General features: G+C 30.3%; 12 protein-coding genes. 10 read left to right on the plus strand and 2 right to left on the minus strand.

Annotation, left to right across the window (positions count from 1 at the left end; all coding sequences use genetic code 11):
• Positions 1-5: 5 nt before the first annotated feature.
• The 10 genes from galU (at position 6) to LXN10_RS07745 (ending at position 10392) form a co-directional block, all read left to right on the plus strand.
• Positions 6-857: a UTP--glucose-1-phosphate uridylyltransferase GalU gene (gene galU / locus LXN10_RS07700; RefSeq protein ID WP_375725271.1), complete on the plus strand. Its 852-nt coding sequence runs from the start codon at positions 6-8 to the stop codon at positions 855-857.
• Between the two features lies 1 nt (position 858).
• Positions 859-2319, plus strand: coding sequence for a glucose-6-phosphate dehydrogenase (gene zwf / locus LXN10_RS07705; RefSeq protein WP_375725272.1), 1461 nt, complete (start codon positions 859-861; stop codon positions 2317-2319).
• On the plus strand, positions 2294-3004 hold the full coding sequence (pgl, locus tag LXN10_RS07710; protein WP_375725273.1) for a 6-phosphogluconolactonase: 711 nt from the start codon (positions 2294-2296) through the stop codon (positions 3002-3004). Before zwf ends, pgl begins: the two co-directional genes overlap by 26 nt.
• A complete protein-coding gene (gene edd, locus LXN10_RS07715; protein WP_375725274.1) occupies positions 3001-4821 on the plus strand; it encodes a phosphogluconate dehydratase in 1821 nt (606 codons plus the stop codon). Before pgl ends, edd begins: the two co-directional genes overlap by 4 nt.
• On the plus strand, positions 4818-5441 hold the full coding sequence (eda, locus tag LXN10_RS07720; RefSeq protein WP_375725275.1) for a bifunctional 4-hydroxy-2-oxoglutarate aldolase/2-dehydro-3-deoxy-phosphogluconate aldolase: 624 nt from the start codon (positions 4818-4820) through the stop codon (positions 5439-5441). Before edd ends, eda begins: the two co-directional genes overlap by 4 nt.
• A gap of 12 nt (positions 5442-5453) precedes the next feature.
• Positions 5454-7088, plus strand: a complete 1635-nt coding sequence (gene pgm / locus LXN10_RS07725; protein WP_375725276.1) for a phosphoglucomutase (alpha-D-glucose-1,6-bisphosphate-dependent) — start codon at positions 5454-5456, stop codon at positions 7086-7088.
• 3 nt (positions 7089-7091) lie between these two features.
• Positions 7092-8300, plus strand: coding sequence for a glucose-6-phosphate isomerase (locus LXN10_RS07730; RefSeq protein ID WP_375725277.1), 1209 nt, complete (start codon positions 7092-7094; stop codon positions 8298-8300).
• Positions 8301-8378: 78 nt separating this feature from the next.
• The gene (locus LXN10_RS07735) at positions 8379-9332 is read left to right on the plus strand and encodes a YbgA family protein (protein ID WP_375725278.1); all 954 of its coding nucleotides are present in this window, start codon (positions 8379-8381) and stop codon (positions 9330-9332) included.
• Between the two features lie 7 nt (positions 9333-9339).
• Positions 9340-9804: a DUF420 domain-containing protein gene (locus tag LXN10_RS07740; RefSeq protein ID WP_375725279.1), complete on the plus strand. Its 465-nt coding sequence runs from the start codon at positions 9340-9342 to the stop codon at positions 9802-9804.
• 39 nt (positions 9805-9843) lie between these two features.
• Positions 9844-10392 carry a PhnA domain-containing protein gene (locus LXN10_RS07745; RefSeq protein ID WP_375725280.1) on the plus strand — a complete coding sequence of 183 codons (549 nt, stop codon included), beginning with the start codon at positions 9844-9846 and terminating at the stop codon, positions 10390-10392.
• A gap of 30 nt (positions 10393-10422) precedes the next feature.
• Here the strand turns inward: LXN10_RS07745 and purT are convergent, their stop codons facing one another.
• Together purT and LXN10_RS07755 are read right to left on the minus strand one after the other, a co-directional pair.
• Positions 10423-11592, minus strand: a complete 1170-nt coding sequence (purT, locus tag LXN10_RS07750; protein ID WP_375725281.1) for a formate-dependent phosphoribosylglycinamide formyltransferase — start codon at positions 11590-11592, stop codon at positions 10423-10425.
• The gene (locus tag LXN10_RS07755) at positions 11564-12334 is read right to left on the minus strand and encodes a glucosaminidase domain-containing protein (protein ID WP_375725282.1); all 771 of its coding nucleotides are present in this window, start codon (positions 12332-12334) and stop codon (positions 11564-11566) included. Before LXN10_RS07755 ends, purT begins: the two co-directional genes overlap by 29 nt.
• Positions 12335-12336 lie beyond the last annotated feature (2 nt).

Here is a 12336-nt window from a genome sequence, read left to right on the forward strand (position 1 = left end):
AATAAATGAACAATAAAGATAAAACAATAACAAGTTGTCTATTTCCAGCAGCAGGATATGGAACAAGATTTCTTCCTGCAACAAAAGCTATGCCAAAAGAGATGTTACCAGTTCTTACAAAGCCACTTATCCAATATGGAGTTGAAGAGGCTATGGAAGCTGGATGCGATATTATGTCTGTTATTACAGGTCGGGGGAAAAGAGCAATAACTGATCATTTTGATATCTCTTATGAGTTAGAACACCAAATACAAGGTTCATCTAAAGAGAAGATGTTAGCTGATATTAGAAATATTATTGATAAATGTACATTTACTTATACTAGACAAAATGAGATGAAAGGTTTAGGGGATGCTATTTATAAGGGTAAAGTTTTAGTAGGAGACATTAATCCCTTTGCAGTAATTTTAGCAGATGACCTTTGTGTAAATCCAAAGGGTGATGGAATTTTAGCCCAAATGGTAAAACTATATAATAAATACAAATGTTGCATCGTAGCTTGTATGGAAGTACCTCTTGAAGATGTTCATAAATATGGGGTGATAGAAGGAAATCAAATAGAAGATGGTGTATTTATGGTATCAAATATGGTTGAAAAACCTGATAATGATAAAGCTCCATCAAACTTGGCAGTTATTGGAAGGTATATTCTAACACCTGATATTTTTGAAGTTATAAAAAATACAGAGCCTGGGAAAAATGGAGAGTTACAAATTACCGATGCTTTATGTACACAAGCGAAAAAAGGCATGGTAATGGCATATAAATTCCAAGGTAAAAGATTTGATTGTGGAAGTGTTGATGGTTTTGTTGAAGCTACAAACTATTTTTATAATTTAGAGAATAAAAAGAAATAAAATGAATACAAAAAATAATCTATGTGATTTTATACTTTTTGGTGGACATGGGGATTTAGCATTTAGAAAACTCATGCCTGCACTTTATCATTTATGTAAAGATGGCTATATATCAAGTGAAAGTAGAATAATAACAGTCTCAAGAAAAGAGATTAGCGTAGAAGAACATATAAAACTTATAGAAGAAAAATTAAGTGAATTTATAAGTGAAGAAAAGCTTGACGAAGAGTTTTTTGAAACCTTTAAAAAGCAACTTTTTATGGTAACAATAGATTTTTCAGATGAAAATTCATATGAAAAGTTACAAAATATTTTAAATGAGCACAGTGATCGAGAAAGAATAAATTATTTGTCAACTTCACCTGATTTTTTTGGAACTATTTGTAAGTCATTGAATCATTGGGATTTAATAACACCACAAACAAGAGTTGTACTAGAAAAGCCTTTAGGTAGGGATTTAAAATCATCACAAGAGATTAATAAAGAGGTTTTAAACTATTTTGAAGAGGACCAAATATATAGAATAGACCACTATTTAGGTAAAGATACTGTTCAAAATATTATGGCTTTAAGATTTTCAAATAGACTTTTTGTTCCACTTTGGAATTCTAACCACATAGACCATGTGCAAATAACAGTTGCAGAAAGTGTTGGTGTTGAAAATCGTTGGGGTTATTATAATGAGTATGGAGCTTTAAGAGATATGATTCAAAATCACCTTATGCAACTACTTTGTTTAATAGCTATGGAGCCTCCTTGTTCACTTGAAGCAAATAGTGTAAGGGATGAAAAAGTAAAAGTATTACGCTCTTTTAGAAATATAAATGATGAAGATATAAAAAGTAAAACAGTAAGGGCTCAGTATAAAGCTGGTTCTTCAGATGGTTCAAGTGTCCCTGGGTATTTAGATGGCAAAGAAGAAGGAAGTAATACAGAAACATTTGCAGCCATTAGAGTTGACATAGATAACTGGAGATGGAATGGAGTTCCTTTTTACATAAGAAGTGGTAAAAGACTTCAAAAAAGAAATTCGGAGATTGTAATACAGTTTAAAACTATTCCTCACTCTATTTTTGGTGGAGATGAGACTTCAATAAATGCAAATAGATTAGTAATAACTTTACAACCAAAAGAGAGTATTGAGTTAAAACTTATGAATAAAATTCCTGGTTTAAGTGATAGCATGAAACTTCAACAAGTGGATTTAGAACTAAACTCACCTCATAATAGCCATAGAAAACCAGATGCCTATGAAAGACTTATTTTAGATGTAATTCGTTCTAATCCAACGCTTTTTATGAGACTTGATGAGGTGGAAACTGCTTGGAAATGGGCAGATAAGATTATAGATGGTTGGGAAAAGAATTTATCTCCTATGAAAACATATACAGCCGGAAGTGATGGACCAAGCGCGGCTATTCAGCTAATCGCAAAAGATGGAAGAAGTTGGAATGATGAATGATTTTAAAGAATTTTTTTCAAGTGAAGAATTGGCTCAAAACTTAGCCACAGATATAGCATTAATACTAAAAAATAGTATAGAATCTAATGGTAAAGCAACACTTTTAGTATCAGGTGGAAATACGCCAAAGCTATTTTTTCAAAAACTTTCAAACATAAATATTCAATGGGAAAAGGTAACCATAGGATTAGTAGATGAAAGATGGGTTGAAAATGATTCTAAAGATAGAAATGAGCTTTTAGTAAAAGAAAACCTACTTAAGAATCTTGCTATAAAAGCCCATTTTATTGGACTTTATGTAAAAGGAATAAGTGCAGAGTCTGCCCAAAGTATCTCTTCGAAAATATATGAAAATGAGTTTGAAAAAGTAGATGTTTTGGTTTTGGGTATGGGTACTGATGGACACACTGCCTCATTATTTCCTAATAATGAAAGGCTAAAAGAGGCTTATGATTTAACAAATGAGAAATTTTGTATCTCAATTGAACCAACAACAGTTCCTTATACAAGAATGAGTTTAACATTGAAGAAAATTTTAGAAGCTAAAAATATAATATTACATATAGAAGGAAAAGAAAAGCTTGAAGTTTACAATAGTGCTATAAATGCAAAGGATATGTATAAATATCCAATTAGTTCAGTTTTAAATCAAACTGATAAAAAAATAAAGGTTTATTACTCATGAATAAAATAATAGAAGAAGTAACAAACAAAATAATAAAAAGATCACAAAAAAGTAGAAAGATTTATTTATCTAGAATAAATGAAGCCAAAAAAAATAGTGTAAATAGGGCAACTTTAGATTGTGCTAATTTAGCCCATGCCATTGCTCCAATGAGCGATGAAGAAAAGGCATATTTAAGTGATATGAAATCTTTTAATATGGGAATTGTAACAGCATATAATGATATGTTATCAGCCCATGAACCCTATGCTGCCTATCCAGATATCTTAAAAAAAGAGCTTTTAAAATATAGCTCAACTGCTCAAGTTGCAGGTGGAGTTCCAGCTATGTGTGATGGAGTTACCCAAGGACAAGCAGGGATGGAATTATCACTATTTTCTAGGGATAATATAGCTATGGGAACGGCAATCGCTTTGAGTCATAATACTTATGATGGAGCTTTTTATTTAGGAATTTGTGACAAAATCGTACCAGGACTTATGATAGGAGCTTTGAGTTTTGGACATTTGCCAGCTATTTTTGTACCTTCTGGTCCTATGCCTTCTGGTATTTCAAATAAAGAAAAAGCAAAGGTGCGACAAGAATTTGCCCAAAATAAAATAGATGAAAAAGCACTTTTTGAAGTAGAAAAAGCTTCATACCATAGTTGTGGAACCTGTACTTTTTTTGGGACAGCAAATTCAAATCAAATGCTTTTGGAGATGATGGGATTACAACTTCCTAATGGCTCTTTTGTAAATGCAAATACTCCTTTAAGATATGCCTTGACAAAAAAATCAGCCCAAACACTTATAAACTTATGTGAGAAAAGAGTGTCTATCTCTGACATTGTAAGTGAAAAAACTTTTGTAAATGCAATTATTGGACTTATGGCAACAGGAGGTTCAACAAACCATACAATACATTTAATTGCCATGGCAAAAGCAGCTGGAATAGTTCTAAGATGGGAAGATTTTGATGAGATATCTAAAGTTACGCCATTACTTTGTAAAATGTATCCAAATGGAAGTGCAGATGTAAATCACTTTAGAGATGCGGGTGGAATGAGTGTAGTTATAGCACAACTTCTTGACTTAGACTTAGTTCATAATGATGTTCAAACAGTTGTTGGATATGGTTTAGATAATTTTATCAAAGAACCAGTTTTACAAAATGATAAACTGATTTTTAATGATGGAGAAAAAAGTTCAAAAAATATAGAAGTAATCTCAAGTGCTAAAACTCCTTTTTCAAAAGAGGGTGGATTAAAACTTTTAGTTGGAGATCTTGGTAAAAGTGTTATAAAAACTTCAGCTTTAAAAGAAGAGTATCTTTATATAAAAGCACCAGCAGTTGTATTTAATTCACAAGAAGAGTTACAAAAAGAGTTTGTAAAAGGAAAACTAGAAAAAGATTTTATTGCAGTTATAAGATATCAAGGGCCAAAGGCAAATGGAATGCCAGAACTTCATAAACTAATGCCTCCCCTTGGAGCCTTACAAGATAAAGGTTTTAAAGTAGCGATTATAACAGATGGTAGAATGTCAGGTGCTTCTGGAAAAGTTGCCTCTGCAATACATCTTTATCCTGAGGCTATTGAAGGTGGACTTCTATCAAAAATTGAAAATGGTGATATGATAGAGATGGATGTAAAAAATGGCACTATAAAACTTTTAATTGATAAAGAAGTTTTAGAAAAAAGAGAAATTAAACAGATAAATTTAGAAAAAAATAGACATGGTTTCGGACGAGAACTATTTTCAAGTATTAGAGAAAATGTAAGTTCAAGTGAAACCGGAGCAACTATTTTTAAACTTGTAGGAGAAGAAAACTTATGAATGCAAATGATGTAATGAAAATATCACCAATAGTACCAGTTATTGCCCTTGATGATATAAAAGATGCCTTGCCTTTAGCAAAAGCTTTAAGTGAGGGTGGAATAAATATTATGGAGATAACTTTAAGAACAGAAGCTGGACTTAAAGCTATTAATCTTATCTCAAAAGAGATGCCCTCTATGAATGTGGGAGCTGGAACAGTTTGCAATAATGTTGATTTGATGGAAGCAAAAGCAGTGGGTGCAAAATTTGTATTTTCTCCTGGAATTTCTCAAGAGTTAATAGATAGTGCAAAAAAATATAAGATGACAATTATTCCAGGAATTGCAACTGCTTCAGAAGTTATGCTTGCTCAAAATAATGGTATTTATAATTGCAAATTATTCCCTGCAACAATAAGTGGAGGAGTTGATATTTTAAAAGCTTTTCAAGGACCTTTTCCAAAAATGAAGTTTTGTCCAACTGGTGGAGTTAATATAGAAAATCTAAATGACTTTTTATCTTTAAAAAATGTTTTATGTGTAGGTGGAACTTGGATTATTCCAAAAGATATTATAAAAAGTGGTGATTTTGATAAGATTACAGAGTTATGTATTGAGGCACTGGCAAAAATAAAATAAAAGGAGATTATTTTGGCAAATGAATTAGCAGGAAAAAAAGCACCCAAAGAGATATTAGAAGATATTCCAAAACTACTCTCATCTTATTATGAGAATAAACCAAATATAAATGAAGTAAGTCAAAAAGTTAGTTTTGGTACATCTGGACATAGGGGAAGTTCTCTAAAAACAAGTTTCAATGAAGACCATATCTTAGCTATTTCTCAAGCCTTATGTGAATATAGAAAAGATGCAAAAATAACTGGAACTTTATATATAGGAATAGATACTCATGCCCTCTCAATTCCTGCTCAAACAACAGCATTACAAGTATTTGTAGCAAATAAAGTAAAATGTAAAATTGCCCAAAATAAAAACTTCACTCCCACTCCTGTAATTTCCTTTACTATTTTAGAAGCTAATAAAAATAGTGAAATTTTAAATGATGGAGTTGTAATAACTCCTTCTCACAATCCACCAAGTGATGGTGGCTTTAAATATAATCCACCAAATGGTGGACCTGCTGATAGTGATATTACAACTATCATAGAAAATAGAGCAAATGAGATTTTGGCAAATGGTTTAAAGGATGTAAAAAAAGTCCCAATTGAAGAGTTAGATGGTTCTTTATTTGTAGAAGAGTTTGATTTTATAACTCCTTATGTAAAAGCTCTTGATACTATTATTGATATGGCTTGTATTAAAAAATCAAATCTTAAAATTGGCGTTGACCCAATGGGCGGTTCTGGAATAGAAGTTTATAAAAAGATAAAAGAGATTTATGGTTTAAATCTTGAAATTGTAAATGATAAAGTTGATCCAACTTTTTCTTTTATGACTTGCGACCATGATGGTAAGATTAGAATGGATTGTTCATCAAAAGATGCGATGGCTTCATTAATAGGCTTAAAAGATAAGTATGAATTAGCTTTTGCAAATGATCCTGACTTTGATAGACATGGAATAGTAACTCCAATTGTTGGGCTTATGAATCCAAATCATTATCTCTCTGTTGCTATTTGGTATTTATTTTCAAATAGACCTTGGAGTGATGAATTAGGCATTGGGAAGACATTAGTCTCAAGTTCTATGATAGATAGGGTTGCAAAGATGCTTAATAAGAAGCTTTATGAAGTGCCTGTTGGCTTTAAATGGTTTGTTGATGGTCTTTATGAAGGAACTTTAGGCTTTGGAGGAGAAGAGAGTGCTGGAGCTTCATTTCTAAGATTTGATGGAAGTGTTTGGTCAACTGATAAAGATGGAATAATTTTAAATTTATTAGCAGCTGAGATTACTTCAAAACTAAAAAAAGACCCTGGAACTATTTATAAAGAGTTAGAAGAGAAAAATGGAACTTCATATTATAAAAGAATCGATGCCCCCGCAACGATAGAACAAAAAGCTAAACTAAAAAGTCTAAGTGTTGAAGATATAGTATCAAAAGAGCTTGCAGGGGAACTTATCGAAAATATTTTTACCAAAGCAGAGGGTAATAAAGCATCCATTGGAGGCTTAAAAGTGGTTACCAAAAATGGTTGGTTTGCTGCGCGTCCTTCAGGTACAGAAGATATATATAAAATATATGCGGAAAGCTTTATAAGTAGTGAGCATTTGGAGCTTATTTTAGCTCAAGCTCAAGAGATAGTAACACAAAGTATAAAAGGATAAAAGATGAATTATAGTGCAAATTTTAGTCCAAGAGTTTCTGATAGTGAGATTTTCGAAAGTATAAAAAAAGAGAAGCAAGATATAGGTTATTATAATTTACCTTTTCAAGATACAACTTTAATAAAAGAGTATGCTCAAACTGTCAAGCAAAAAGATATAGCAATAATTGGAATAGGTGGAAGTACTTTAGGAACTTTTGCTATTTATAGTTTTTTAACTAGAACCCATAACTTTGATAAAAAGCTTTATTTTTTTGAATCAACTGATCCAATTGATATAAATACAAGATTGGAAAGATTAGATTTAGACAATACACTATTTATCGTTATTAGTAAATCAGGAACAACTATTGAGACAATAAGTGTTTTTAAATATCTTTATTCAAAAGTTAAGATTGATAAAAATAATTGTTTGATAATAACAGAGACGGATAGTAAGCTAAATGATTTTGCCCAAAGTAATGATATAAAAACATTTGAAATACCAAAAAATGTTGGTGGAAGATTTTCTGTATTTTCAACTGTAGGACTTGTACCTTTAGCAATTGTTGGAATAGATATTGACAGATTATTAGATGGCTGTAAAGAGGCTTATAGTGAATATTTTGAACAAGAAGCTTTATATAAAAGAATAATGACAAAAGCTAGATTTATGGCAGAATACAAACATAAGTTTAATAACAATGTAGTTTTTTCTTATGCTTCAGAACTTGAGGGATTTAATAAATGGTATGTGCAATTATGGGGAGAAAGCTTAGGGAAAATTGACAAAGATAATACTCATCAAGGTTTGACACCAATTGGTTTATTAGGACCTGTAGATCAACATAGTTTTTTACAGCTAATTATTCAAGGGAAAAGGGATAAAACGGTTACTTTTATTAAAATAAAAGATTTTGCTGATAACTCAAAAATTCCCGATGTAAAATTAAAAGGTTTAGAAGAACTTGATTATATCAATAATTTAAAATTCTCTGAGCTAATAAATCACCAAGCAGATGCCACAATAGAAGCAGTACATGATTTACAAGATATTCCATGTGATACTATTACTATGGATAAAGTTGATGGCTTTAGTTTAGCAAAACTTATGTATGTATATGAATTACTAACTTCAATTGTTGGGAAGTTTTTATTTATAAATGCCTATGACCAACCAGGTGTTGAAAGTGGTAAAATAATTTTAAAAGAGAAACTAAAAAAGAAAAAATAGAGCATAGAGTGTTCTTATAGACATATGAAAAACTTTTGAATTAATGTATAATCTTTTATAAAAAGGTAAGGAAAGATTATGAAATTAGGAATATCTTCGTGTTTGATAGGAAATCTCTGTCGTTACGATGGAGCTCATTCAAGAGATGCTTTTGTGGTTAATATACTTCAAAAATATTTTGAAATAGTGCCTTATTGTCCTGAGAGTATTATTTTTGGTACACCAAGGGAGACTATTAGATTGGTTCGAAATGGTGAAGATATAAAAGTTACTACTTCAAATGGGGAAAAAGATGTAACTAAACAATTAGATGATATCTCTGTTTCTTGTGCAAAACAAATAGCAGATGATGATATTTGTGGATTTATTTTAAAATCAAAATCACCTACATGTGGAATGGAAAGAGTAAAAGTTTACCAAGAAAAAAATGCCCCAAGTAAAAAAGAGGGTGTTGGACTTTTTGCAAAAAGAATAAAAGAATTTTATCCTTATTTACCCCTAGAAGAAGAGGGTAGACTTAATGATGCTTGGTTAAAAGAGAACTTCTTAATGCAAATTTTTTCTTATAGAGATTTACATGAGTTATTAAAAAAAGATGATATTGAGTTTAATGATTTAGTAGAGTTTCATACTTCATATAAATATTTAATTTATGCAAAATCTCAAGAATTTTATAAAGAATTAGGACATATTGTTGCAAATCATGAGAAAAAGTCTTTAGAAGAGATTTTAGCTGAATACAAACAAAGTTTTTTAAAAGCAATAAGCGAAAAAAGTACTATTAATAAAACTTACAATGTCTTGCTTCATATTTTTGGATATTTTAAAAAGCATATTTCAAAAGAAGAAAAAGAGTTATTACTTGTAAGTATGGACGAGTATAAAGATGGAATTATTCCTCTTATAACCATAGTTAAGATGTTCAAAATATATATAAGTAGATATGATATCGAATACTTAAAAAAACAAAAATTTTTAAATCCTTATCCAGCTGAACTAGCTTTGAGATCTGATTTAAAAGCCAATAAATAGGACTTAAATGGAAACTGTAAGTAATAATATAATACCACTTCATATGAATGTGATGTTAGTCTTTTTTTCTGTATTGCCCTTTCTTGTGATGGGTAGTATATTTCTTGCTAAAAATAAGCAATATAAATTACACTTTTATTCTCAAGGTTTTATTTTAGTTTTGACAATCTTAGTATTGGTATTTTTTGAAATTATGATTAGAATTGATGGTGGCTTTTTTGAGTTTGCCAAACAAAGTAATATGCCACACGGTTTTTTAGTAGGATATTTGATTTTTCATATAATAATTGCACTGATTGCTGCTGTATTGTGGATAAGGTTATTTATAAAATCTATGGGTTTATATCAAAGAGGTAAAATAGAAGAAATAAAAGCTTCAACCCATATGCGAGAGGGGAAGATTACTTTTGTTTTTTTGCTACTTAGTTGTATAACTGGAGTATTTGTTTATCTGTTTTTGTTTATTTTTTGAAAAAGATGTTAAAATACAAAAAAAGAATAAGGAAGTTTAATGAGTATAGAGAAGGATCTTTTAGATAGAAGTGGTAGTGTTTGCGAACTTTGTGGAGCAAGTGATGGTCTTGAGGCAATTGAAGTTGCACCAAAAGATGAGAAAATCGTAGTATGTTCTACATGTAAAGAGCAAATTGAAGATGAGTCTAAAATGGATTCAAATCACTTTAGATGTTTAAATGATTCTATGTGGAGCGAAACTCCAGCTGTACAAGTTGTGGCTTATAGATTATTAAAAAATTTATCAATTGATGAAGGTTGGGCTCAAGATTTAGTTGAGATGATGTATTTAGAACCTGAAACTTTAGAGTGGGCAGAAGCTGGACTTACTACTGGTGAAGTTGTAAAAGATAGTAATGGGGTTACTTTAAACTCAGGTGATAGTGTAACTATTATAAAAGACTTAGAAGTAAAAGGTGCTGGATTTACTGCAAAAAGAGGAACAGTTGTAAAAGGAATATCTTTAGGTGATGATCCAACTCACATTGAAGGTAAAGTAAATGGAGTTAGAATTTTTTTAAAAACTTGTTTTTTGAAAAAATCTTAATATTAACTCTCTACAAAAGTAGAGAGTCTTTTAGCAATCAGAGAAATTTTTTATAATCTCTTTTGCATTTTTAAGGGCTTTATCACTTGAATCTTTATCAAAAGTAAGTGCTACAGCCATTCTTCTTCCCACATGTGATTGTGGTTTTCCAAAAACTCTTACAAATGAATTATCACTGAATGCTTCATCTTTAATATCAATAATAGGATTAAAAGTATCAGCTACAGCTTTATATGCAGCACTTGCCCCTGCTCCATATTGAATATAATTTAAAGGCAATCCTAATACTGCTCTTACATGAAGTGCAAATTCACTTTGAGATTGAGTAATCATAGTTACCATTCCTGTATCATGGGGTCTTGGGCTTACTTCAGAAAAATAAACTTCATCACCTTTTACAAATAATTCAACTCCAAAAATACCTCTACCACCTAAACCATCAGTGATTTTTTTAGCTATCTCTTCTGATTTTTTGATTGCTTTATCACTCATTTTCATTGGTTGCCATGAAAAAATATAATCACCATCTTTTTGAATATGTCCAATTGGTGCACAAAAAATAGTTTGTTTTTCATTTCTTACTGTTAAAAGAGTTATTTCATAATCAAACTTTATAAACTCTTCTACAATTAATTCACTAGCATCACCTCTAGCTTCTTTTGCAATTTCCCATGATTTTTCTAATTCTTTAGTACTTTTTGCAATACTTTGACCATGTCCCGAACTACTCATTACTGGCTTAATAACACAAGGAAAACCAATATATTCTGCTGCACTTTTTAGCTCATCAAAACTTTTTACAAATTTATATTTACTTGTAGGTATTTCTAACTCTTCAGCTGCAAATTCTCGTATGTTTTTTCTATTCATTGTTTTATTTACAGCTTCGGCATTTGGGATTACATGAAATCCTTCTTTTTCAGCAGTAAATAAAGCATCAATATTAATAGCTTCAACTTCAGGCAAAATATAATCAGGTTTTTCTCTTCTAATTACATCTAATATTTCATTTTTATTTTTCATATTGATTGTATATGCTTTATTCGCCACAAGTTGTGCAGGAGCATTGTTATAACTATCAACTGCAATAGTTTCAATACCTAATCTTTGAGCTTCAATTATAACTTCTTTACCAAGTTCACCACTTCCAAGTAGCATTATTTTAATTGAATTAGATTTTAAGGGAGTTCCAAATTTCATTATTATCCTTTTTTAAGTTTTTGTAGAATTTTTTATCATACTCTTCTAGGTCATTTCTTTCTATTACACTTTTTAATATTTTTAGATATCTTTCTTTTATTTGAGAGTAGTTTATTAAGGTTTGGCTTAAAACTAAACCAGATAATTTTTTTCTCATTTTTTGGAAATGAGAACGCAACATTCTAAATGAAGTATAGGCATTTGTTCTATTTAAATTTAACATATATGAATAGATTGAATTTTCAAATGAATCAAATATTCTTACCATATGTGTAGCATTAGGATCTCTATTTAGAGGAACCATTCCTTTTTCTCCATTTTTACCATATGTCCAATGTCCAAATAGATTATTTCCTTCTCTAACAAATCTACTTGTTCCCCAACCACTTTCAACAGCAGCTTGAGCTAAAGCTAAAGAGGGTGGTATAATATTTACTCTAAGTAAAAGTTTTTTATAATCATAAATATTATCCACTCTGTATCTTTTAGCTATTAATCTAAGTCTTTCTATATTTTCACTTCTTCTACTAAAATGTTTATCTAATCTCATTTTTAAGATAAATTTTCTATTTTTTAATATCTTTTTGTTAGCATGTTCAATGTATGGATATAAGTAGTCAAAAAAGTAGTCTTGCTTTTTAGTAGTTGCTCTCATATCATAATATTCATCTGGGAAACCAGTAGTTGCAGCATAACTATTGATTAGAAAGAAAGTTGAAAGTAAAAATAAGATTTTTTTCATAT

The organism is Arcobacter iocasae, from assembly GCF_042214795.1.
Taxonomy (GTDB): Bacteria; Campylobacterota; Campylobacteria; order Campylobacterales; family Arcobacteraceae; genus Arcobacter; species Arcobacter iocasae.